This window comes from Streptomyces sp. NPDC007162 (genome assembly GCF_040634175.1).
Taxonomy (GTDB): Bacteria; Actinomycetota; Actinomycetes; order Streptomycetales; family Streptomycetaceae; genus Streptomyces.
The window spans coordinates 12,039-35,289 of the sequence record NZ_JBEYFC010000025.1 but is presented as its reverse complement, the minus strand read 5'-3'; the positions used below and the strand labels follow the sequence as shown (position 1 = coordinate 35,289).

At 72.1% G+C, this 23,251-nt stretch carries 16 protein-coding genes and 1 pseudogene; 9 read left to right on the top strand and 8 right to left on the bottom strand.

Annotation, left to right across the window (positions count from 1 at the left end; translation table 11 throughout):
* Positions 1-6 precede the first annotated feature (6 nt).
* Positions 7-5,871: pseudogene (locus ABZ646_RS05275) on the top strand (SDR family NAD(P)-dependent oxidoreductase); the annotation flags it as partial.
* Here ABZ646_RS05275 and ABZ646_RS05270 read toward each other — a convergent pair.
* Positions 5,853-7,796, bottom strand: a complete 1,944-nt coding sequence (locus ABZ646_RS05270; RefSeq protein ID WP_360513140.1) for a UvrD-helicase domain-containing protein — start codon at positions 7,794-7,796, stop codon at positions 5,853-5,855. The pseudogene ABZ646_RS05275 and the gene ABZ646_RS05270 overlap by 19 nt on opposite strands.
* Before the next feature lie 479 nt (positions 7,797-8,275).
* Here ABZ646_RS05270 and ABZ646_RS05265 point away from each other — a divergent pair, with 479 nt between their 5' ends.
* Positions 8,276-9,439 (top strand): NlpC/P60 family protein, encoded by a 1,164-nt coding sequence (locus tag ABZ646_RS05265; RefSeq protein ID WP_360513138.1) that lies wholly within the window; start codon positions 8,276-8,278, stop codon positions 9,437-9,439.
* 66 nt (positions 9,440-9,505) lie between these two features.
* Positions 9,506-10,513, top strand: coding sequence for a tellurite resistance/C4-dicarboxylate transporter family protein (locus ABZ646_RS05260; protein WP_360513136.1), 1,008 nt, complete (start codon positions 9,506-9,508; stop codon positions 10,511-10,513).
* On the opposite strand, the gene ABZ646_RS05255 is transcribed toward ABZ646_RS05260, so the two are convergent.
* Positions 10,491-10,844, bottom strand: a complete 354-nt coding sequence (locus ABZ646_RS05255) for a hypothetical protein (RefSeq protein ID WP_360513134.1) — start codon at positions 10,842-10,844, stop codon at positions 10,491-10,493. The genes ABZ646_RS05260 and ABZ646_RS05255 overlap by 23 nt on opposite strands.
* A gap of 462 nt (positions 10,845-11,306) precedes the next feature.
* Between ABZ646_RS05255 and ABZ646_RS05250 the strand changes: the two genes are divergently transcribed.
* On the top strand, positions 11,307-12,362 hold the full coding sequence (locus ABZ646_RS05250) for an NlpC/P60 family protein (protein WP_360513132.1): 1,056 nt from the start codon (positions 11,307-11,309) through the stop codon (positions 12,360-12,362).
* Between the two features lie 81 nt (positions 12,363-12,443).
* On the opposite strand, the gene ABZ646_RS05245 is transcribed toward ABZ646_RS05250, so the two are convergent.
* Both ABZ646_RS05245 and ABZ646_RS05240 read right to left on the bottom strand, forming a co-directional pair.
* On the bottom strand, positions 12,444-13,157 hold the full coding sequence (locus ABZ646_RS05245; RefSeq protein WP_360513130.1) for a response regulator transcription factor: 714 nt from the start codon (positions 13,155-13,157) through the stop codon (positions 12,444-12,446).
* A complete protein-coding gene (locus ABZ646_RS05240) occupies positions 13,154-14,446 on the bottom strand; it encodes a PspC domain-containing protein (RefSeq protein ID WP_360513128.1) in 1,293 nt (430 codons plus the stop codon). The genes ABZ646_RS05245 and ABZ646_RS05240 overlap by 4 nt, the downstream gene beginning before the upstream one ends.
* Positions 14,447-14,656: 210 nt before the next feature.
* Here ABZ646_RS05240 and ABZ646_RS05235 point away from each other — a divergent pair, with 210 nt between their 5' ends.
* Complete coding sequence (locus ABZ646_RS05235; protein ID WP_360513126.1) at positions 14,657-16,087, top strand: PspC domain-containing protein; 1,431 nt, start codon at positions 14,657-14,659, stop codon at positions 16,085-16,087.
* Positions 16,074-16,298, top strand: a complete 225-nt coding sequence (locus ABZ646_RS05230; RefSeq protein WP_360513124.1) for a hypothetical protein — start codon at positions 16,074-16,076, stop codon at positions 16,296-16,298. Before ABZ646_RS05235 ends, ABZ646_RS05230 begins: the two co-directional genes overlap by 14 nt.
* Before the next feature lie 9 nt (positions 16,299-16,307).
* On the opposite strand, the gene ABZ646_RS05225 is transcribed toward ABZ646_RS05230, so the two are convergent.
* Positions 16,308-16,841 (bottom strand): DoxX family protein, encoded by a 534-nt coding sequence (locus ABZ646_RS05225; protein ID WP_360513122.1) that lies wholly within the window; start codon positions 16,839-16,841, stop codon positions 16,308-16,310.
* Positions 16,842-17,076: 235 nt separating this feature from the next.
* Positions 17,077-18,354, bottom strand: coding sequence for a hypothetical protein (locus ABZ646_RS05220; protein WP_360513120.1), 1,278 nt, complete (start codon positions 18,352-18,354; stop codon positions 17,077-17,079).
* A gap of 188 nt (positions 18,355-18,542) precedes the next feature.
* Here ABZ646_RS05220 and ABZ646_RS05215 point away from each other — a divergent pair, with 188 nt between their 5' ends.
* Positions 18,543-19,430: a DUF4429 domain-containing protein gene (locus tag ABZ646_RS05215; protein ID WP_360513118.1), complete on the top strand. Its 888-nt coding sequence runs from the start codon at positions 18,543-18,545 to the stop codon at positions 19,428-19,430.
* Between the two features lie 50 nt (positions 19,431-19,480).
* On the opposite strand, the gene ABZ646_RS05210 is transcribed toward ABZ646_RS05215, so the two are convergent.
* Complete coding sequence (locus ABZ646_RS05210) at positions 19,481-20,275, bottom strand: class II aldolase/adducin family protein (protein ID WP_360513116.1); 795 nt, start codon at positions 20,273-20,275, stop codon at positions 19,481-19,483.
* A gap of 139 nt (positions 20,276-20,414) precedes the next feature.
* On the opposite strand from ABZ646_RS05210, the gene ABZ646_RS05205 reads away from it, so the two are divergent.
* Positions 20,415-20,894 (top strand): pyridoxamine 5'-phosphate oxidase family protein, encoded by a 480-nt coding sequence (locus ABZ646_RS05205; RefSeq protein WP_360513114.1) that lies wholly within the window; start codon positions 20,415-20,417, stop codon positions 20,892-20,894.
* A gap of 28 nt (positions 20,895-20,922) precedes the next feature.
* On the opposite strand, the gene guaA is transcribed toward ABZ646_RS05205, so the two are convergent.
* A complete protein-coding gene (gene guaA / locus ABZ646_RS05200) occupies positions 20,923-22,503 on the bottom strand; it encodes a glutamine-hydrolyzing GMP synthase (protein ID WP_132892992.1) in 1,581 nt (526 codons plus the stop codon).
* 288 nt (positions 22,504-22,791) lie between these two features.
* On the opposite strand from guaA, the gene ABZ646_RS05195 reads away from it, so the two are divergent.
* Positions 22,792-23,112 (top strand): chorismate mutase, encoded by a 321-nt coding sequence (locus tag ABZ646_RS05195; RefSeq protein WP_360513112.1) that lies wholly within the window; start codon positions 22,792-22,794, stop codon positions 23,110-23,112.
* Positions 23,113-23,251: the final 139 nt, after the last annotated feature.

Below are 23,251 nucleotides of genomic sequence, written 5' to 3'. Positions count from 1 at the left end.
GTCGCCGTGGACTGGGCGCCGGTGTTCGAGGGCCTGGACGCGCAGCGGGTCAAGCTGCCGACCTACGCCTTCCAGCACCAGCGCTTCTGGCCCGACACCACCAGCGGGCCGGCCGATGTCGCCGCGGCCGGGCTGAGCGCAGCCGAGCATCCGTTGCTGGGGGCAGTGCTGCCACTGCCGCAGTTCGACGGGGTCGTGTTCACCAGCCGCCTGTCGCTGCGCACCCATCCCTGGCTCGCCGACCACGCCGTCCGGGGCGTGGCTGTGTTCCCCGGCGCCGGATTCGTCGAGCTCGCCGTCCGCGCCGGGGACAGCGTCGGCTGCGACCACGTCGACGAGCTCGTTCTGGAGGCCCCGCTGGTGCTGCCCGCCCAGGGCGGTATCCAGGTGCAGGTCTTGGTCGGCGCCGAGGCTGATGCGCGGCGCAGCATCGCGGTCCACGCCCGGCCGGACGGCGAGGAGACGTGGACCCGGCACGCCACCGGAACGGTCAGCGCCACCGCGGCCGAGGCGGGACCGGAGTTCGCCCCGTTCGCCGGGCCGTGGCCTGGACCGGAGGCGACCGAGTTGGACACCGCGGGCTTCTACGAGCGGGTGCGGGAGGGCGGGCTCCTCGCGTACGGTCCGATGTTCCAGGGGCTGCACCGCGCCTGGCGGGATGGGGACCGCGTCCTCGCCGAGGTGGAGCTGCCTGACGCGGCCCGGGGCACGTCGTTCGGGCTGCACCCGGCGCTGCTGGACGCCGCGCTGCAGGCCATGGCCTTCGCCGGGCTCGACGCGGTGGAAAGCGGCGGGCTGCCGTTCAGCTTCTCCGGTGTGGTCCTGCGCGCCACCGGGGCGTCCCGGCTGCGCGTCGTCCTGACCCCGCAGGGTGCGGACCAGGCCGCGATCGTGGTCGCGGACGGCGCCGGATCACCGGTGCTGTCGATCGGCTCGCTGACCGTCCGGGCGGCCGCGGCTCCGGGCGCCGCAGCCGGTACGGGCGACCGGTCCCTGCTTGCCCCGCAGTGGCCCGAGATCCCGGTCCCGGACGCGGAACCGGTGGCTGAGTGGGTGATGGTCGACCCGGATACCGCGGCCCACGCCGGCCTTCCCGAGGTCGCGACCGGCACCGACGACGAGGCGCAACCGCGCGCTGTGATTCTGCCGGTGTCCGGGGACCCGGACGACGTGGTGGAGTCCGCCCACGACCGCACCGCCTGGGTGCTGGAGCAGCTGCAGGTCCGGCTGGAGGGGACCGCGGCCCCACTGGTCGTCGTCACCCGCGGCGCGGTTGCCGCACAGCCCGGCGAGACCGTGACGGATCTGGCCGCGGCGGCGGTGTGGGGTCTGGTGCGCTCGGCGCAGACCGAGAACCCGGGCCGGATCGTGCTGCTCGACACCGACGCCGAGGTGGACGCGGTGCTGCTGGGCCAGGTCCTTGCCGTCGGCGAACCGCAGCTGGCGTGGCGCCAGGGCCGGTTGCACACCGCGCGCCTGTACCGGACCGGTCGCGGCGACGAGCTTCCCGTCCCGGCGGCGCAGGTCCCATGGCGGCTGGACACCACGGAACGTGGCACGCTGGAGAACCTGGCGCTCGTCCCCCGGCCCGAGCTGGGGGAACCGCTGGAGGCGGGCCAGGTCCGGCTCGACGTACGCGCGGCGGGCCTCAACTTCCGCGACGTCCTCAACGCCCTCGGCATGTATCGCGGCCAGGCCGGCCCGCTCGGCGGCGAGATCGCGGGCGTGGTCACCGAGGTGGGGCACGGGGTCACCGGGGTGCGGCCCGGCGACCGGGTGCTGGGTCTGGCCTTCGGGTCGATCGGGCCGGTTGCCGTGACCGACGAGCGGCTGCTCACCGCGATGCCCGAGGACTGGTCGTTCGCCACTGCCGCAGCGGTGCCGATCGTGTTCCTGACCGCCTATTACGGACTGGTCGACCTGGCCGGCCTGCACCCTGGGGAATCGGTTCTGATCCACGCCGGCACCGGCGGCGTCGGCATGGCGGCCATCCAGCTCGCGCGGCATCTCGGCGCGGACGTCTACGCCACCGCGAGCGAGGCGAAATGGCCGGTCCTGCACGGACAGGGCGTGGCGCAGCACCGGATCGCGTCCTCGCGGGACCTGACGTTCCGCGAACGGTTCCGGACCGCCACGGAGGGCCGCGGCGTCGACGTGGTGCTCAACTCTTTGGCCGGCGAGTTCGTGGACGCCTCGCTCGACGTGCTGGCCCCCGGCGGGCGCTTCCTCGAGATGGGCAAGACCGACATTCGGTCGGCGGAGGAGCTCGCGCCGCGGGCCAACTACGCGGCTTTCGACCTCATGGACGCGGGCTGGGACCGTATCCAGGAAATGCTGCGAGACGTGATGGGCTTGTTCGGCGCCGGTGTTCTGCACCCGCTGCCCGTCACCGCCTGGGACGTCCGCCGGGCGCAGGACGCCTTCCGGCACATGAGCCAGGCCCGGCACGTCGGCAAGCTGGTGCTGACGATCCCCCGGGCCCTCGACCCGGACGGTACGGTTGTCATCACCGGTGGCACCGGAGGTCTCGGTGGCGTCATGGCCCGGCACCTTGCCGACCACGGTGCCCGCAAGCTGCTGCTGCTGAGCCGACGTGGTGCGGACGCCCCCGGCGCCGCCGAAGTCGTTGCCGACCTGGCCCAGCGCGGTGCCGTCGCCGAGATCGTGGCGTGCGACGTGGCGGACCGTTCGGCGCTGGCCGTGGCGCTGGCCGCCAGGACCATCACCGGCGTCGTGCACACCGCGGGCGTGGTCGAGGACGGCGTCCTCGGGTCGCTGTCGCGTGACCGCCTGGACCGGGTGCTCGTACCGAAGGTCGACGCGGCCTGGCACCTGCACGAGCTGACCCGCGACCAGGACCTGGCGATGTTCGTGGTGTTCTCCTCCCTCGCCGGGATCTCGGGCGGGGCCGGGCAGGGAAACTACGCCGCCGGCAACGTGTTCCTGGACGCGTTGATGCAGCACCGCCGCCACGCGGGCCTGCCGGGCCTGTCGATGGCGTGGGGCGCGTGGACGACTGAGATCGGCCTGACGGGCACCCTGTCGCGCACGGATCTGGCCCGGCTCGCCCGGTCGGCCATGCCGCCGCTCTCCGCCGAGCAGGGAGTGGAGCTGTTCGACCGGGCGCTGGAGACCGGCCACCCGGTGCTGGCGCTGACCCGGCTCAACATCGCGGCCCTGCGGAACCAGCAGGACCTTCCGGCCGTGTGGCGCGCGCTGGCCGGCGGCTCCGCACGCCGCGCCGCCGACAACGTGCCCTCGCGGCACGAGTTGCCCGCCGCCGAGCGCCGGCGGGTCCTGACCGATCTCGTCCGCGAGACGGCCGCATCCGTGCTGGGTCACGCCTCCGCCGCGCAGATCGACCCGGACCAGCCGTTCAACGAGCTGGGCTTCGACTCGCTGACCTCCGTGGAACTGCGCAACCTGCTGCAGTCTCGAACCGGTTTGAGTCTGGCCTCCAGCGCGGTGTTCGACTATCCGACCGTCACGCGGCTGGCCGGATACCTGGCCGCGGAGTCCGGAGACCCGGCTCCGGATCCGGCCGTGGTGCCGGCGCTCGTGCCGGTCGCCGACGACCCGATCGTCATCGTGGGCATGGCCTGCCGGTACCCCGGCGGGGTCACGGACCCCGACGGCCTGTGGCGCGTCGTCACCGACGAGATCGACGGCATCACCCCGTTCCCGGCCGACCGCGGCTGGGACCTGGACGCGCTGCTCGGCGCGGACGGGTCCGGAACGAGCATGTCCGCCACCGCCGAGGGTGGTTTCATCGACGGCGCCGACGAGTTCGACGCGCAGTTCTTCCGCATCTCGCCCCGCGAGGCTCTGGCCACTGATCCGCAGCAGCGGTTGCTGCTCGAAGTGTCGTGGGAGGCGCTGGAACAAGCGGGAATCGCTCCCTCCTCGCTGGTCGGGACCCCGACCGGCGTCTTCGCCGGCGCCTACCAGTCCGGCTACACCGACATCGTCGACCACGGCAACGAGGAGCTGCGCGGACACCTGGTGACCGGCGGCGCGAGCAGCGCGATCTCGGGCCGCGTCGCGTACACGCTGGGCCTGGAGGGTCCCGCGGTCAGCGTGGACACCGCCTGCTCCTCGTCGCTCGTGGCGATGCACCTGGCCGCCCAGGCCCTGCGGTCGGGCGAGTGCACGCTCGCTCTCGCGGGCGGTGTCACCGTCATGGCCACACCCGGGGCGATCGTCGGGCTCACGGCGCAGGGCCCGCTCGCCGGCGACGGGCGGTGCAAGTCGTTCTCCGACGGTGCCGACGGCGCGGGCTGGTCCGAGGGCGTCGGCATGATCGTGCTGGAACGCCTGTCCGACGCCGAGCGCCACGGCCACGAGGTGCTGGCCGTGTTCCGCTCGAGCGCGGTCAACCAGGACGGTGCCTCCAACGGCCTCACCGCCCCGAACGGCCCGTCTCAGCAGCGTGTCATCCGTCAGGCCCTGGCTTCTGCCGGTCTGTCGTCGGCTGACGTGGATGCGGTGGAGGCCCACGGTACGGGCACCCGCCTCGGCGACCCGATCGAAGCCCAGGCACTGCTCGCCACGTACGGCCAGAACCGCCCCGACGACCGGCCGCTGTGGCTGGGATCCCTGAAGTCGAACATCGGCCACACCCAGGCCGCGGCGGGTGTCGGCGGTGTGATCAAGATGGTCATGGCCCTGCGTCACGGACTGCTGCCCAAGACGCTGCACGTGGACGCGCCTACCTCCCAGGTCGACTGGACGAAGGGCAACGTACGGCTGCTGACGTCAGCGGTGCCGTGGCCCGAGAACGGCCATCCGCGCCGCGCCGGCGTCTCCTCGTTCGGCATCAGCGGCACCAACGCCCACGTGATCCTCGAAGCCCCGTCCCGGGCCGAGATGCCACCGCCGGTGAGCCCCGACGACGAGGGCGTGGTGCCCTGGGTGCTGTCCGGCAAGACCGACGACGCCGCACGGGCACAAGCCGCGCGACTGCTGGAACACGTGGAATCGGTTCCCGCTCTGCGCCCGGTGGACGTGGGCTGGTCGCTGCTGGAAACCCGGGAGGCGTTCGATCGCCGGGCCGTGGTGGTCGGCAGCGATCGTGACGAGTTGCTCGCCGGCCTGCGCGCCGTGACGACGGGCGAGCAGGCACCGAAACAGGACCGCCGCGCGAACCGGGTGGTGTTCGTCTTCCCCGGCCAGGGCGGCCAGTGGGCCGGCATGGCCCAGGACCTGCTGGGATCCTCGCCGGTGTTCGCCGCGTCCTTCGCCGAGTGCCAGGCGGCCCTGGCGGCGTTCGTGGACTGGTCGCTGGAGGACGTACTCGGTGACGAGGTCGCGCTCAAGCGGGTGGAGGTCGTCCAGCCCGTGCTGTGGGCCGTGATGGTGTCCCTGGCGGCGGTGTGGCGGTCCTTCGGTGTGGAGCCGGACGCTGTCATCGGCGCCAGTCAGGGCGAGATCGCGGCGGCCGTCGTGGCAGGCGAGCTGAGCCTGGCGGACGGCGCGCGGGTCGTGGCGTTGCGCAGCCGGCTGCTGGCCGAGCGGATGGTCGGCCGCGGCGTGCTGGCCTCGATCGCGCTGCCGGTCGAGCGGGTCCGCGAGCTGTTGCCTGAAGGTTTGAGCATTGCCGGGATCAACGGACCCGCGACGGTGACCGTGGCCGGCGGGCAGGACGCGGTGGAGGGCTTCACGGCGCGGCTGACCGAGGAGGGCGTCCGGGCCCGGGTGGTCGCCTCGTCCGTGGCCACCCACTGCGCGCTGGTGGACGACCTCGAGGACGACCTGGCTGAGCTTCTGCGGGAGGTCGAGCCACGCGAGGGGGCTGTGCCGTTCTACTCGACGGTCGAGCCGGGCCTGCGGGAGCCGGGAACCCTCGACGCGGGCTACTGGTTCGCGAACATGCGCCGGCCGGTGTCCTTCGAGCCGGTCGTACGGGAACTGGTCGAGTCGGAGTCGGCGACCAGGGCGACGCGTTCCAGGAAGTCGGCGAGCCCGCCGGTCGCCTCGCCCTCCTCGGACTCCTGCTCGAACTCCAGGGCCACGGAGGCGAGTTCCTGGAGGTTCTCGATACGGGTCTCGTCCTGCGGGTCCGTCGAGTTCTGCAACTCGGCCAGGTAACCGGTGCGTTCGTAGATCGCCTCCAGGACCGTGGCCGGTCCGGCGCCGGACTCCACGACCGTACGGAGTTCCTCCATCAGCGTGTTGAACCGCTTGACCGCGTTCGTCGACCGCGCGGCCATGCCGTACGCCTCCTCGACGCGCCTGAGCGCCTGTGGGAAGCTGATCTTCTCGCGCTGGGCGAGGGCGTCGATCATCGCCTCCGCGCGGTCGCCGATCCCGCGCTTGGGGACGTTGAGGATCCGGCGCAGCGGGACGGAGTCCTCCGGGTTGGCCAGCACCCGCAGATAGGCGAGGACGTCCCGGACCTCCTTGCGCTCGTAGAAGCGGACACCGCCGACGACCTTGTAGGGCAGGCCGACGCGGATGAAGATCTCCTCGAAGACCCGGGACTGGGCGTTGGTGCGGTAGAAGACCGCGACATCGCCCGCCTTCGCCTCGCCCGCGTCCGTCAGACGGTCTATCTCCTCGGCGACGAACTGGGCCTCGTCGTGCTCGGTGTCGGCGACGTATCCGGTGATCTGCGCGCCCGCGCCCGCGTTGGTCCACAGGTTCTTGGGGCGTCGGGACTCGTTGCGCTCGATGACCGCGTTGGCGGCGGAGAGGATCGTCTGCGTGGAGCGGTAGTTCTGCTCCAGGAGGATCGTCGTCGCGTTCGGGTAGTCCTCCTCGAACTGGAGGATGTTGCGGATCGTCGCGCCCCGGAAGGCGTAGATCGACTGGTCGGCGTCACCCACCACGCACAGCTCGGCGGGCGGGAGGTCGTGCTCGGCGGGCGGCACGTCCACGGCGTGCGCACCCGTGCCGACCAGCTCGCGCACCAGGGCGTACTGGGCGTGGTTGGTGTCCTGGTACTCGTCGACCAGGACGTGCCGGAAGCGGCGGCGGTAGTGCTCGGCGACGTCCGGGAAGGCGCGCAGCAGGTTGACCGTCGTCATGATCAGGTCGTCGAAGTCGAGGGCGTTCGCCTCGCGCAACCGCGACTGGTAGAGGGCGTAGGCCTGGGCGAGGGTCTTCTCGAAGCCGTCGCTCGCGCGGGCGGCGAAGTCCTCCTCGTCGACCAGTTCGTTCTTCAGGTTGCTGATCTGGGCGCTGAAGGACTTCGGCGGGTAGCGCTTGGGGTCGAGGTCCAGGTCACGGCAGACCAGGGCCATCAGGCGCTTGGAGTCGGCCGCGTCGTAGATCGAGAAGGAGGAGGTGAAGCCGAGCTTCTTGCTCTCCCTGCGCAGGATCCGCACGCAGGCGCTGTGGAAGGTCATCACCCACATCGCGTTCGCGCGCGGGCCGACGAGCTGCTCGACGCGCTCCTTCATCTCGCCCGCGGCCTTGTTGGTGAAGGTGATCGCGAGGATCTGGCCCGGGTGGACGTGGCGCTCGCCGAGCAGGTGGGCGATGCGGTGGGTGAGCACCCGCGTCTTGCCGGAGCCGGCGCCGGCCACGATGAGCAGCGGGGAACCGGCGTGCACGACGGCCGCGCGCTGGTTGTCGTTCAGCCCCTCCAGGAGCGCGGCCGCGTCCAGGGCAGGGCGGGCGGCGCCGTCGCGGTAGTAGGCGTCCCGGTCCGGGGGCACGTCGAACCGCCCGCCGAACAGGTCGTCCGGAACCGGCTCGGGTCCGTGCTCGTCCTCGGGCGGCGGCGGGGGTTCCTCCTCGTGGCCGCGGGGGGGCTGGAGGCTCGCCAGGAAGCTGTCGTCAAAGAGGCTGCTCATCGCTCTCCGAGTCTAGGGCGCCCCACCGACAACCGGTCCCCGCCCCGGAAACTCGGCCCGGCCACCCGAAGGACTCGGCCCATTACCTTCAGTGATGACGACAAGAGCGCGTATATCGCCGCGAACCGCCCACGCGCAGGAGACTCAACATTCAGGTCACGAAAACGTATCGGGCATATCGCACATCAACCTTCACATGGAGCACACGAGTTGGCTACCGTGCCGGGCAGGCCGCACGACACCCACCGGCGAACGTCGCCGGGCCGCGCGGCCTCCGCCGAGTCCGGGGCGCCGCCGCGCATCCGGAGCCGGGGACCCACACCGACCTCGGGGTGAATCGGTCCCGCCTCCTCTCCGGGGGAGGAACCGTAGGGCAACCCTTCCGAACCACCCGCCCGAACCCTCCCCCAGAGCCTTTAGGGCCTGGGGGTACCCCCACCGCTAACTCGGTAGGCGGAACATGGAAGGAGTCGCCTCCGTTGGCGTCGCACCGCAGGTCCCGCCCCTCCGCAGCGCGCGGAGCGGGCATACGCACCCCCGTCCTGGCCACCGCCGCCCTCACCTCCGTGGCACTGCTCTCCCAGACGGCCGGCGCGGCGCCCTCCGAGGACGGCAGGCCGAGCCTGGAGGAGGTGGAGAAGAAGGTCGACGACCTCTACCGGCAGGCGGAGTCGTCGACCGAGAAGTACGACGCGGCCAAGGAGCGGACCGGCAAGCAGCGCAAGCGCGTCGACACCATGCTCGACGACGTCGCCGAGCGCACGGACCGGCTGAACAGAGCGCGCGAGGAACTGGGGTCGTTCGCCGCGGCGCAGTACCGGACCGGGACCGAGGTCCCCCAGACGGCGACCTTCCTGCTCGCGGACGATCCGCAGGACTACTTCGACCAGTCGCAGCTGATGAACCGGCTGACCTCGCGCCAGAAGGACGCGGTCGACGACTACGTCACCCAGCAGTCCGCGACCATGAAGAAGCGGCAGGAGGCCGCCAGGAGCCTGGAGACGCTCACCGAGACCCAGGACGACCTCAGGACCGCCAAGGCCACCGTCCAGTCGAAACTGGCCTCCGCGCGGCAGCTGCTGTCGAAGCTGACGGCCGAGGAGAAGGCGCGGCTCGCGCAGATCGAGAAGAAGAAGCAGGAGGAGGCGGATCGCAAGGCGGCGGAACTCGCGAAGCAGCAGGCGGCGGCCGCCCGGCAGGAAGCCTCGTCCCCATCGGCCGGCAGCTCCTCGTCCTCCTCCTCTTCTTCGTCCGCCTCTTCGCCGTCCTCCGACTCCGCGTACGCCACGAAGGCCGCCAAGGCGATCGCCTTCGCCCGCGCGCAGATCGGCAAGCCGTACGTCTGGGGCGCGACCGGCCCCGGTTCCTACGACTGCTCCGGGCTCTCCCAGGCCGCCTGGAAGGCCGCGGGCGTCTCCCTGCCGCGTACCACCTACGACCAGGTGAACGCCGGCACCACCGTCCCCCTCGCCGACGCCCAGCCCGGCGACCTGGTCTTCTTCTACGACGACATCAGCCACGTCGGCATCTACATCGGCAACGGCATGATGATCCACGCCCCCAAGCCCGGCGCGTACGTCCGGGAGGAGTCGATCTACTACGGAGGCGAGTCGATCATCCACAGCGTGGTGCGACCGGCCTGAGGAACGCACCCACGCGCCTCCGCGTGGCCCGCTCGCACGGCGCCCGACGCTCCTTAGCATCGGCACATGTCCGGCATCTCACGCGTCCGCGCCTGGTGGGCGCAGCGTCCGCCGGCGGCCGGGGCCGCCGTGATGGCCACCGGCATCGTGTCGGTCGGGTTGCAGCAGGTGGAGGCGGAGACGCTGTCCCGGGTCGCGCTCGTACTGGCCTGTGTGGCGTGGGCGGGACTGGCGGCGGACTTCGTCGTACGGCTGCTGGCCGACCGCCGGCGGTGGCTGACGGAGGCGAGGAAACCGAGCGCCCTCACCGCCGTGGCCGCGACGAGCGTGCTGGGGACGCGGTTCTCGCTGCTCGGCCGGCAGCCCCTCGCCGAGGCGCTGCTGGCGCTGGCGACGCTGCTGTGGCCGCCGCTGCTCGTCCTCGTCGTACGGCACTGGAAGAAGCGGATGCCCGGCTCCGTCTTCCTGGGCTGCGTGGCCACCGAGGGGCTCACCGTGCTCGGCGCGACGCTGGCGGCTGCGCTGGGCACGGCATGGCTCGCGCACCTCGCGCTGGTGCTCTTCTGGCTGGGGCTGGCGCTGTACGGGCTCGCGGTGCCCCATTTCGCGTGCCGGCAGGTCGTCTCGGGGCCCGGCGACCAGTGGGTGGCCGGTGGCGCCCTGGCGATCTCCGCGCTGGCCGGGGCGAAGCTGCTGGCCGCCGACAGCGCCCGGCTGTACCTGTGGAACGACGACGACCAGGGCGTCCTGCGCACGGTCACCGTGGCGCTGCTGGCCCTGGCCCTGGCCTGGTACGTCGTCCTGCTGGCCGCGGAGCTGGCCCGGCCCCGGCTCCGTTACGACGAACGGCGCTGGGCGACGGTGTTCCCGATGGGGATGACGGCGGCGGCCGTGCTGTCGGTCGCGACGTCCGCCGGCGTCACGTGGCTGACCTGGCCGGGGCGGGTGCTGGTGTGGATCGCGGCGGCGGCCTGGCTCGCGGTGGCCGCCGGGGCGGCGGTGACGGCCCGCGCCGCCTTCGGGAAGGCGTCCTGGGAGGGCTCCCGGAGGGTCACGTCCACAGCACGGCGATGAAGATGTTCACCATGGTCAGCAGACCCACCAGGCCGAAGGCGTTCTTCGCCACCTTCTCCTCGTCGCGCTGCACGTAGACGAGCCCGAGGATCACGATCAGCAGGGCGAGCTTCACGCCGATCTTGATGGTGTTGACGTGGTGGCCGTCGGCCTCGTTGAGGCCGACCAGGATCACGCCGGTCGCGAGCATGGTGAACGCGCCGTGCAGCATCCCGGGGACGAACCGGGCCGTGCCCCGGCCCATCGCCTTCATCTGGGTGAGGAAACCGCCGAGCAGCGCGGCGATGCCGATGATGTGCAGGCCGACGAAGAGATGGATGAGTACGTCCATGGCTCCGGAGCCTAATCAGAGCCCCCGACGGCGCTGCCCCCGGCCCCCGCCTCGATGCCGCCCGGCGCGTCGCCGCGATGTCGCATATATGCACCCCATAGCAGTCCCCGGGCCCCGCCCGCCTCGGAACCGCCGCATCGGTCATCCCGCCCCGCGAAGCCGACGGCTCCGGATCGGAACTCGGGCCACATACCGTCCGGTAACGATCCGGTCACGTCAATTCCGTGCATCGCGGCACCAGGCCGACACATCCGGGCCTAGCGTCCTCCCCCAGGTGACCGACTCCCCACCGCCGCCCGGGCCAGGGGCGGCAGTCGGACACCACCGCCGAAAGAGTCCGGCGGCGGCCCGCTCCCCTGTGCGGTCCGCCGCCGGACGCGCAACCGCTCCCCCGTACGCGCGCTCCCCCTGGCGTTCGCACGGACGCGCCGACGGTCGTACGAAAGGACGTGAACAGCCCAGGTGGCAGCGCACCGCAAGCCCCGGCAGAGTCCGCTCAGCGGTCATACGGCCCGCGCGGCCGTCACCCTCGCCCTCGCGGGCGCGGCCACCGCGACGGGCTTCGAAGGGATCGGACACGCCGAGCCGCGACTGACACCCGCGCAGGTGAAGGCCAAGGTGGACCAGCTGTACCAGGAGGCCGAGGCGGCCACCCAGAAGTACGACGGCGCGAAGGACCAGGCCGACGCGGCCCAGCGACGGCTGAGGTCGCTGCAGGACCAGACCGCCCGCCGGCAGGAGCAGCTCAACTCCGCCCGGGACGCGCTCGGTGCGACGGCGGCGGCACAGTACCGCGCCGGCGGTATCGACCCGGCCTGGCAGCTGGTGCTCTCCAGTGACCCCGACCGGTACCTGGACGACGCCGCGTTCGCCGAACGGGCCGGTGACCGGCAGGCCGCCGAGGTGGCGCGGGTGCGCGGGCAGCTGCGCGAGATCGAGCAGCTGCGGGGTGCGGCGCGCGTCGTGCTGACGGGCCTGCGGTCCCGGCAGGCCGAGCTGAAGCGGCAGAAGACCACGGTCGACGCCGAACTCGGCGAGGCCCGGCGGCTGCTGTCCGGACTGACGCCGGAGCAGCGGGCGACGGTCACGACGGACGGCACCGGCCGCGCCTCCCGCTCGGCCGCCGACGGCCGCGACCCCCTGACCCCGAGCAGTGCCGCCGCCCCCGACTCCCGCGCCGCGGCCGCCGTCGCCTACGCCTACTCGAAGCTCGGCAGCCCCTACGTGTGGGGCGCGACGGGCCCCGACGCCTTCGACTGCTCGGGCCTGGCCCAGGCCGCCTACCGCTCCGCCGGGGTCTCCATCCCGCGCACCACCTACGCACAGATCAACGCCGGCCGCCGCGTCTCACGCTCCGAACTCCAGCCGGGCGACCTGGTGTTCTTCTACTCGGGCATCAGTCACGTGGGCATCTACATCGGCAACGGCCTGATGATCCACGCCCCCAACCCGTCGGCGCCGGTACGTGTCGCCCCCGTCGACGAGATGCCGTTCGCGGGGGCGACACGGGTGGCGTGAGAGCTCACCGCCCTGACCAACCGGTTCAGGTGCCCGCCAAGCGGGGGCTCCGGTGTGATCGTCTACGCGCCTGTTGGCCGGTCAGACCAGGCGGCGTGCCGTCGCCCAGCGGGTGAGCTCGTGCCGGTTCGACAGCTGCAACTTGCGCAGTACCGCCGAGACATGGGACTCAACCGTCTTGACCGAGATGAACAGCTGCTTGGCGATCTCCTTGTAGGCGTAGCCGCGGGCGATGAGGCGCAGGACCTCTCGCTCGCGCTGGGTGAGGCGGTCGAGGTCCTCGTCGACCGGCGGGGCGTCCGTGGAGGCGAAGGCGTCCAGGACGAACCCGGCGAGCCGTGGGGAGAAGACCGCGTCGCCCTCCTGCACCCGGAAGATCGAGTCGACCAGGTCGGTGCCGGTGATCGTCTTGGTGACATAGCCGCGGGCACCGCCGCGGATCACGCCGATCACGTCCTCGGCCGCGTCCGACACGGAGAGCGCGAGGAAGCGCACCGGCTGCTCGGCGTCCGCCGTCAACGGGGCGCACCGGCGCAGCACTTCGACCCCGCCGCCGCCCGGCAGATGCACGTCGAGGAGGACCACCTCGGGCCGGGTCGCGGTGATCACCGTGACCGCCTGGTCGACGTCGGCGGCCTCGCCGACCACCTGGACGCCGGTCTGCTCGGTCTGGCCGATCTCGGCCTGGACACCCGTACGGAACATCCGGTGGTCGTCGACGAGGACCACCCGTACCCGGCGGCCGGCCTTCTGCGCGCCCTCCGCCGGACCGTTCGCCTCGGTCGCGTCGCTCATGACGTGTTCTCCACCCTCTCCATCTCCAGCTCGACCTCCGTGCCGCCGCCCGGTACGGACCGCAGACGTGCTGTGCCGCCGTGGCGCTCCATCCGGCCGATGATCGATTCTCTGACACCCATGCGGTCGGCGGGTATCGCGTCGGGATCGAAACCGGGACCGCGGTCACGCACGGACACGAACACCGTTCTTCCCTCGACTTCGGCGTAGACCTGGACGGCACCGCCCTCGCCACCGTACTTGGCGGCGTTGACCATCGCCTCGCGCGCGGCCTGCATCTGTGCGCCGGTCCCTTCGTCGAGCGGGCAGTCCCCGACCACCACGACCTCGATGGGGACGCCGTGCTTGTCCTCGACCTCGGCGGCGCTGCGGCGGACCGCGTCGGCGAGGGTGGTGGGTTCGTCGGCCTCGTCCTTGCCGATGCCCTCGGGTTTGTAGAGCCAGGTGCGCAGGTCGCGTTCCTGGGCGCGGGCGAGACGGCGCACCTCGCCCGCGTTCTCCGCGTTGCGCTGGATCAGGGTGAGCGTGTGCAGCACGGAGTCGTGGACGTGGGCGGCGACCTCGGCCCGCTCCTGGGCGCGGATACGCATGAGCCGCTCCTCGGAGAGGTCCTGCGTCATCCGCACCAGATACGGTCCGGCGAGCAGGGTGATGCCGACGACCACGGCGAGCGCGGCCTGGAGCACCGCGCCGATGTGTGCGGCGGAGCCCTGCATGAGGAAGACACCCGTGACGCCCGCGGTGACGAGGAGGACTCCGAAGCCCGCCCGCAGCAGGGTCAGCGTCCGCCGCCTGCTGCCGACCTCGACCCAGCGGGCCCGGCGCGCGTTGTCGGCCTGACGCCAGACGAGGGCGACACCGGCGGCGACCAGGACGGCGGGCAGGAGATACGCCTTGGCGCCCCCGGTCAGGTTGATGCTGCCCACGAACACCAGGGACACGACGACCATGAGGAGCAGGGCGACGATCTGGCCCCGGTCCGGTCTGCGGGTGACGAGTCGGCGGCGGCCGTCCGGCGAGGTCTCGGTGGCGACCAGGGACGGGGGCTTCTGACCGCCGACCCCGCCCACGCCGAGCGGCACGAAGAACCAGAACGCCGCGTACAGCAGCGCGCCGAGGCCGTTGGCCATGAACAGGCCGACGAAGACGAGCCGGACCCACACGACGGGCAGGCCGAGATGCCCGGCGAGGCCCCGCGCCACTCCGCCGAGCCAGCGGCCGTCGCTGCTGCGGTAGAGCTTGCGCGGCGGCCGCGGGTCGTCGAGGGGCACTGCTGCGGCTTCCGGCATGCCATCGATGTTCACACGCCGGCAGTTGCGGAGCATCAGGGTCGACCCCCGATACTCCCCTGATCTTCGGATTTCCCCGCGGCGACGCCCGTTCTCCCGCGGCTCCGGGACCTTTCGAACGTTTCCCGGGCCGGGCTCGGGGCCGATTTCAGGGTTCGGCCAGGGTCATCCCGACTGCCGCCGGGGCGGCTCGGCCGTCACCATTGACTCATGACTGATCACGAGCACGCCGCGACGGGTCCGGGACCCGGCCCCGGCCCGCGGCCCGCCCCGGGCTCCGGACCGCCGGATGCCGTGCCCGCCGCGACGGATGCCACCGCGCCGGGGGCCGACGCCGGTGCGTCGGCGCGGACCGCCGGCGAGGCGTTCCCCCGGTTCCGGCGGGACCGCAGGCACAAGATGATCGCGGGCGTGTGCGCGGGGCTCGGACGCCACACCGACCTGGACCCGGTGATCTTCCGTATCACCCTGGCGGTGCTGGCGGCGACCGGCGGCATCGGCCTCCTCTTCTACGGCTTCGCCTGGCTCTTCGTGCCGTACGAGGACGACGAGGAGAACGAGGTCCGCAAGCTGCTGACCGGCCGGGTCGACGGGCAGGCCCTGGCGGCCGTGCTGTTCGCCCTGGTCGGCTGCGGAGTACTGCTGACGATGATCAGGAACGGCGGGGTGCTGGCCTTCGCGGTCGTCCTGTCCGTGCTCCTCGCGGGCGCCGGGTACTGGTCACGGCGTCGCGGCGCCCCCGACCCGGACCCGCTGTCCGCCCAGGCGGTCGCCGACGCCCCGCCCGAGGCCCAGGCCCCGCCGATCCCCGTCTCCTTTCCCTCGTGGTGGCGCGACCCGATCGTCAAGGACGGCACCCATGTCGGAGGCACCGGTTATCTGTGGGGGCCCGCCGACGTCCGCGGCCCCGACGCCCCGGGGTTCGACTTCCGGCTCGGCACCCCGTGGGTCCACGGTCAGGACGTCTCCGCCCGGCGCGGCGCGCCCCCCGGGCCGCGCGGACCACGGGGGCCGCACTGGATCGGCGGCTGGATCTTCCTTCTCGCGCTGCTGGTGGGCGTCCTGGGCACGGGCCTGACATGGGGCACGCACCCGCTGGGCACCAGCCTTCAGACCGGTCTGGCCGGTGCGCTGATCGTCTTCGGGCTGGGTACGGCACTCAGCTCCGTCCTGGGACGCACGGGAGCGGGCTCGCTGTTCCTGGCGCTCGTCACGGCGGTGCTGCTCGCGGCGGCGACCGCCATGCCGTCCGACATCAGCACGCACTGGACACGCGTCTCCTGGACCCCGGCCACGGCGGCGCAGGTGGCCCCGGCGTACGACCTGGGGACCGGCGTCGGCACCCTGGACCTGCGGCACATACGCGTGGCCGAGGGGCGGACGGTGTCGACGTCGGCCGAGGTGGGCGCGGGCCGGCTGAGGATCGTCGTGCCGACGGACGTGACGGTGCGGATGAGCATCGACGTGGGGGTGGGCGACATCCAATTGCCCGGTGACGACAAGAAGGACGTGGACGTGGAGCCGGGCAGGCACAGGGACGTGACGCTGGCGCCGGTGAGCGGCGCGGGGAAGGCGGGCACGCTGGACCTGGGCCTCCAGGTCGGCGCCGGACAGGTGGAGGTGACCCGTGCTGCGGCATGAGTTCCAGCCGGGGCGGCTGATCGTCGGTGTCTTCCTGACGGCCGCGGGGATCGCCTACGCCGGTGACGCGGGGGGCCTGTGGGAGACCGAGTGGTTCGCGGTCATCCCCGTGATGGTGAGCGGCCTCTTCCTGGCAGCGGTGACGGCGTCCGTGACCCGGGCGGTACGCAGGCGCCGCCGCCCGGACGCCCGCCCGGACGGGACGTCCTAGCCCGGCCGCTCAGTGGGTCGGTCCCCCGGATCGCTGCCGTCGCCGGGCCCGGAGCATCGCGTCCAGGGAGAGGTAGGGAGCGCCGGCGAGGACCAGGGGGAGCCAGGCCATCAGGTAGGCGAGGTCGTTGCCGTAGTAGTACGGGGAGTTGGCCCAGCTCACGGTCAGCCAGAGGCTGAGCGAGATCAGCGCACCGCCGAGGGCGGCGAGTCGGGCCAGCAGGCCGAAGAGGGTGCCGAGGCCGACGGCCACCTCGCCGATGGCGATCGCGGTGCCGAAGCCGACCGGGTTCTTCAGCGCCAGGTCGACCAGGGCCGGGATGGCCGCGGAGTCACGGACGGCGCGCATCGTGTCGCCGATGGAGCCGGAACCGCCCGACTTCAGGAAGGCACTGTCGGTCAGTTTGTTCAGCCCGGCGTAGATGAAGGTGACGCCGAGGAAGATCCGCAGGGGAAGGAGGGCGTATCGGGTGGCGATGTCCCGCAGGCCGCGGTCACCGTCGAGATAGGGGGAGTGCGTGTCCGTACGAATGCTGTGAGTCATCGCCAGTAGCCACCTCTCGCCGCCGTGCCCAGGCCCTCACGAGACCATACGTACGACAACGGCGCCCGGCTCAATCCTCCCCCGGACGTTTTTCCGATTTTCGGCTGGTCTTGTCACCCGGGACAAGGGGGAAAGGTGGGCAAGACGGGTCAGAGGTGAGGGTGCCCGCCAGTCCGCTCGTTCGGTTCAGTCCGTCGTCCTCAGTCCGTCGTCCGGTCCGAGTCAGCTCCCTCATTCAGTCTGCCACCTCGACCACGCACCGGTTCGTGGCCACCCCGGCCGCCGTGACCACCTGGACCTCCACCGACCCCGGCTCCACCTCGGCGGGTACGGGGACGGTGAGGACGTCGTCCGTGGGGTTGCTGAAGCCGCCGGTGACGGGGACCAGGGGGACGTGGACGTTGACGGCGCCGATGCGGACGACCATGCGGGAAAGGCGGTCGGCCGTCTGGGCGCCGGGCGGCACGAAGCCGGTGCCGCGGATCTCGATGTCGTCTCCGGTGCGGATCGGGGCGTCCAGGTCACCTGCCTCGCGGGCGCGGACGACGGAGAGGATCACCGGGCGGCCGCCGTCGGCGTACTTGCCGGCCAGGTAGGTCGCGGCGGAGATCAGTACCACTGCCGCGAGGCCCCAGGGCAGGTCGGGGAGCTGGTCCGGGCGGCGGGCGAGACGTACGGCGGCGAAGACCAGGGCGACGGCGCTGATCACGGCGTACTGGATGTCGGCGAAGGCGCCCCGGCCCGCGTCGTCGGTGAGCAGGTCGGCGGCGCGGGGGCGGTGGGCGCGGACCTTCTGCAGGCGCTGGCCGAGGATCCGCAGCCCGACCACCCGGCGCACCAGGACGGCGATACCGCTGACCACGGCGAGGACGGTCACCACGCCGGCGCCACGGGACAGGTCGAGGCCGGAGATGAGGGCGTCGCGGTCGGCGGGAGAGGAGGCGGCGGCCAGGCGGCCGGCCAGGACGAGGACGGCGTAGGCGACGAGGAGAACCCAGGAGGCGGCGACGGTGCGGGAGGTGGACATGCGGTTGTCCTCGCCGATGACGGGTGCGAGCACCCCGCCGCGCGCCCGGTGGAACCAGGAGGCGGCGGTGACGGCGAGGGCCACCACCACGGCGGCGAGCAGCCCTGCGGTGCGGGCGCTGGTCCAGCCTGCGCCGATCGCGGTGAGGGCCTGGCCGAGGAGCAGGACCAGGACGGCGCCCCACACGGTGGCCACGGTGCGCAGCCAGAGACGGGCGAGCCAGGCCTCGCCCTCGGCCCGGCCGCGGTCGGCGACGGCCTCGGCGGACTGGGTCAGTTCCTCCGAGACCCACTGGCGGGAGGCGGAGACCGAGTGGGCCACCGCCGCAGGCAGCCCCTGGCCGGCCGCGAACTCGTCGCGTTTGAGGAGGAATTCGGCGACCGCCCGCCGGTGCCCCTCGCGGGCGCCGTGCGGGCAGTCCCCGCACGCGCAGCCGCCTGTGTGGACACCCGAACCGGTGCCCTGCCTCGCCTCCTGCACCGCCACGCCCGACGCCTGCCTTCCCCACGCCCGGGGCACGGCGCGCAGGGCCCTCCCCGGGGCCGGACGACGCCGTGCAACTCCCTTGTGTCGAGAGCGAATTGTGCCCTACGCCACGGCGTTCTCGGTCGCTGGGCTGGTCACGACGAGTGAAGGTACGGAAGACAGGTTGACCCGGCTGCCAGAATTCCCCCATGGCCGAGATCATCCAGCGGGACGGGACCTGGGCCTTCGACGGCAGCACGATCCGGATCACGCCGGGACGCCACCGCTCCGTACCGCTGTTCCGGCAGACCTACGGGGAGATCGCAGTGCCCCTGGAGGCGGTGTCCGGGGTGGTGTACGAGGCGGAGCGCAGGCGGGGGCGGCTGAGGATGCGGCTGCGCGAGGGCGCGGACCCGTTGCTGCAGGCGACCGGTGGACGGCTGCCGGAGGCGGCGGATCCGTATCGGCTGACGGTGGACGGGGACCGGTCCGGGATGGCCGAGTACGTCGTGGCGGAGATCCGGCAGTCGCTGCTGCTGGACCAGGTCCCCACGGAGCCGACGACGGGGTATCTGCTGCCGGGGCCGCCGGTGCCGGTGTCGGTGCGGTCCTCGGACGGGACGGTGTCCTTCGACGGTACACAGGTCCGGATCGACTGGGCGGACACCTCGGACCGGGTGAAGCGGGCGACCGGGCCGCGGATCATCGGCGTCGGCGACCTGGTGCGGGTGGAGTGGCGGCCCAACACCGGTTACGAGGACGGTTGCCTGAGATTCGCGACCCGGGAGACGGTGCTCTCGAAACTGCCGGCGGAGCGCGACCCGTACGCGCTCGACCTGTGGGGCAGTGTCCGCCGCGATCTGCTGACGGCGCTGGTCGCGGCCGCGGTCACGGCTCGGCTGCCGCATCCCTCGACCCGGCCGGGGGCGACGTGCGCGGACCGGCACCGGCCGCCGGTGGCCGCGCCGCGCCGGCCGGCCGACCACCACGACATGCTGCTGCGCCGGCTGCGGGAGCTGGGCGAGCTGCACCGGGACGGGGTGCTCACCGACGAGGAGTTCGTGCTGACCAAGGCCGCGGTGCTGCGGAGCTTCTGAAGCGTCCGCCGCGCCCGGGGCCCGCGGGGGCTCCGAATCCGCAGGAGCGGCTAGCTCAACAGGTCCGGTTCGCTGCGGCTGATGTCCTGCCACAGAGGCTGGTAGTTGATCCAGGCCACCAGGTCGCCGCCGAGTTGTTCGCGGGTGGCGACGGCGAGTTTGTGGTCGATGAGCAGCGGACGGCCCGCCGCCTTCGCGGTCAGCTGGACCTGCGCGGAGCGTTCCATGGACAGGAACCACCAGGCGGCCGCGTCCACCGAGTCGCCGACGGTCAGCAGGCCGTGGTTGCGCAGCACCAGCGCCTTGTGGGAGTCGAGGGCGGCGGCGATCCGGCGGCCCTCCTCGGCGTCGACGGCGACACCGGTGTAGGCGTCGTAGAGGGCGTGGTCCTCGTAGAAGGCGCAGCTCTCCTGGCTGATGGGGTCGAGCAGGTCGCCGAGGGCGGACAGGGCGCGGCCGTGCACGGAGTGGCAGTGGGCGACGGCGACGACGTCCGGGCGGGCCGCGTGCACCTGGGCGTGGACGGTGAAGGCGGCCTGGTTGACGTGGTAGCGGCCCTCGATGACCTGGCCGTCCTGGTTGACCAGGACGAGGTCGCTGACGGTGACGTGCCGGAACGGCATGCCGAAGGGGTTCACCCAGAAGCAGTTCGAGTACTCGGGGTCACGGGCGGTGATGTGCCCGGACACCCCGTCCTCGAACCCGGCCCGGCCGAAGATCCGCAGCGCGCCCGCGAGCCGCTCCTTGCGGTGCCGGCGCTCGTCGTCGAGCGAGTCGTGCATCGGCGGCATCGCGAACCGGAGCTGATCGGTGGGCAGCGGCAGGGGCGGGGTCGGCCCGTGCATAGGTCCTCCAGCACTGGGTTTGTGTTACGGGCGGAAGTTACCGCCGGTCAGTGCAGGAAAACAGAGCTGTTCCGTAAAGTTGACGCACGCGAGCAATTCACGACAGAAGATGTCGGGTATCGCCACGAGACTGGCACTCATGACGCGTACGAACTGGGCGGCTTTCGCCGCCGCCGCGCCCGAGCTGGCGCACACCGCACAGGAGCGCTTCGCCCCCTACCGCCACCACGTCCTCGCCACGCTCCGCAAGGACGGCTCCCCCCGCACCTCGGGTCTGGAGGTGCAGTTCCTGGACGGAGAGCTCCGGTTCGGCATGATGCCGGACTCGGTGAAGGCCCTGGACCTGCTGCGGGATCCGAGGTTCGCGCTCCAGGCCAACCCCGGGGAGGGCACCGCGATGGGCGGCACCGGGGACGTACGGATCAGCGGCCGGGCGTACGAGGTGACGGACCCGGCGGTGAAGGGGCCGTACGCGGAAGAGGTGAAACCGCCCGAGGGGCCGTTCCACCTCTTCCGTACCGAGCTGACGGAGGTCGTGCGGACCTACGTCGAGGACCCGTACCTGGTCGTCGAGACCTGGCGGCCGGGCGGACCGGTGCGCACGGTCAAGCGCACCTGAGCCCTGAGAAGCCCCACGAGAACGGGGCCTACTCCCACTCGATGGTGCCCGGCGGCTTCGAGGTGACGTCGAGGACGACGCGGTTGACGTCACGCACCTCGTTGGTGATCCGGGTGGAGATCTTCGCGAGGACGTCGTACGGCAGGCGGGACCAGTCGGCCGTCATGGCGTCCTCGGAGGAGACCGGGCGCAGCACGATCGGGTGGCCGTAGGTGCGGCCGTCGCCCTGGACGCCGACGCTGCGGACGTCCGCGAGCAGGACCACCGGGCACTGCCAGATCGAGCGGTCGAGGCCGGCGGCGGTGAGCTCCTCGCGGGCGATCGCGTCGGCGTCGCGCAGGAGGTCCAGCCGCTCCTTCGTGACCTCGCCGACGATCCGGATGCCGAGGCCCGGACCGGGGAACGGCTGGCGCTGGACGATCTCCTCCGGCAGGCCCAGCTCCTGGCCGACCATCCGGACCTCGTCCTTGAAGAGCTTGCGGAGCGGCTCGATCAGCTTGAACTCGAGGTCTTCCGGCAGGCCGCCGACGTTGTGGTGCGACTTGATGTTCGCGGTGCCGGTGCCGCCACCGGACTCCACCACGTCCGGGTAGAGGGTGCCCTGGACCAGGAACTCCACGGCCGGGCCCGCGTCCGCGATGATCTCGGCCTGGGCCTGCTCGAAGACCCGGATGAACTCGCGGCCGATGATCTTCCGCTTCTGCTCCGGGTCGGAGACGCCGGCCAGCGCCTCGAGGAAGCGCGCCTCGGCGTCGACCACGACCAGCTTGACACCGGTCGCGGCCACGAAGTCCTTCTCGACCTGCTCGGTCTCACCCTTGCGCATCAGACCGTGGTCGACGTACACGCAGGTCAGCTGGTCGCCGATGGCGCGTGCGACGAGGGCGGCGGCCACGGCGGAGTCGACGCCGCCGGACAGGCCGCAGATGGCGCGCTTGTCGCCGACCTGCTCGCGGATCGCCGCGACCTGCTCCTCGATGACGTTCCCCGTGGTCCACGAGGGCGTGAGCCCCGCGCCGCGGTACAGGAAGTGCTCCAGGACCTGCTGGCCGTGCGTGGAGTGCATGACCTCGGGGTGGTACTGGACGCCGTAGAGCTTCTTCTCGTCGTTCTCGAAGGCGGCGACCGGGACCACGTCCGTGGACGCGGTGACGGCGAAGCCCTCGGGGGCGGCGGAGCAGGCGTCGCCGTGCGACATCCACACGTGCTGCTCGGCGGGGGTGCCCTCGAACAGGGTGGAGGCCGACTTGGAGACGTGCAGGTCGGTACGGCCGTACTCGCGGGCGCCGGTGTTGTCGACGGTGCCGCCGAGGACCTGGGCCATCAGCTGGAAGCCGTAGCACATGCCGAAGACGGGGACGCCGGCCTCGAAGAGCTCGCGGTCCAGGCGGGGGGCGCCCTCCTCGTACACGGACGAGGGGCCGCCGGAGAGGATGATCGCCGCCGGGTTCTTGGCGAGCATCTCGGCGACCGGCATGGTGCTGGGCACGATCTCGCTGTAGACCCGGGCCTCGCGGACGCGACGGGCGATGAGCTGGGCGTACTGCGCGCCGAAGTCGACGACCAGGACGGTGTCGGGAGCGGCGGCAGCGGGAGTCGCTGATGACACGGGGTGCCTTCCGGCGGTCTGGGCGGGGGTCTGTGCCATCGATTCTAACGGGGCACGGTGGGACGGCTCCCGGATCGGGGTTCTGTGGCATACTCGCCCCCATGCTCACCCAGACGACCTTCCTGTTTACCTATGGCGACCGGCCCACCGGCTGCCATGGTCGTGCTGCTTGAGCAACTGACAAGCGACTTCCCCAGGCGCCCCGGGCCGACAAGGTCCGGGGCGCCTGGTGTTTCTCCGGATCGTGCCGGTCCGGGGCGCCCCCCCCCGCAGACGAGGAGCCCCGCCATGACCGCCACCGACACGACCTGCACGACCGCCACCGACACGACCGCTCTCGATGTGACCGGTGCCCGCACCCCCGAGGCCGCCGGTGTGATCAGCGGTGCGCGCGAGCGCATCGACGCGCTCGACGACCGGATCATCGGCCTGATCCAGGAACGGATGGCCGTCTCCGCCGTCGTCCAGGAGGCCCGGATCGCCTCCGGCGGCCGTCGCGTGAACCTCTCCCGCGAGATGGAGGTCCTCGGCCACTGGAGCGACGCGCTCGGCAGGCCCGGCACGGCCCTCGCGATGACGCTGCTGGAGCTGTGCCGGGGGCGTATCTGAGTTCGGTACGGCTCTCACCCGTACGGCGCGTGACCGGCACCCGGGCCGCCTCGTTGGTGGGGTGTCCGTGCCAGCCAGGGGCGGGCCCGAAAGAACCACGCGTGGCTCGCTGGGGCGATGAGACGTACGGAACGTGCCG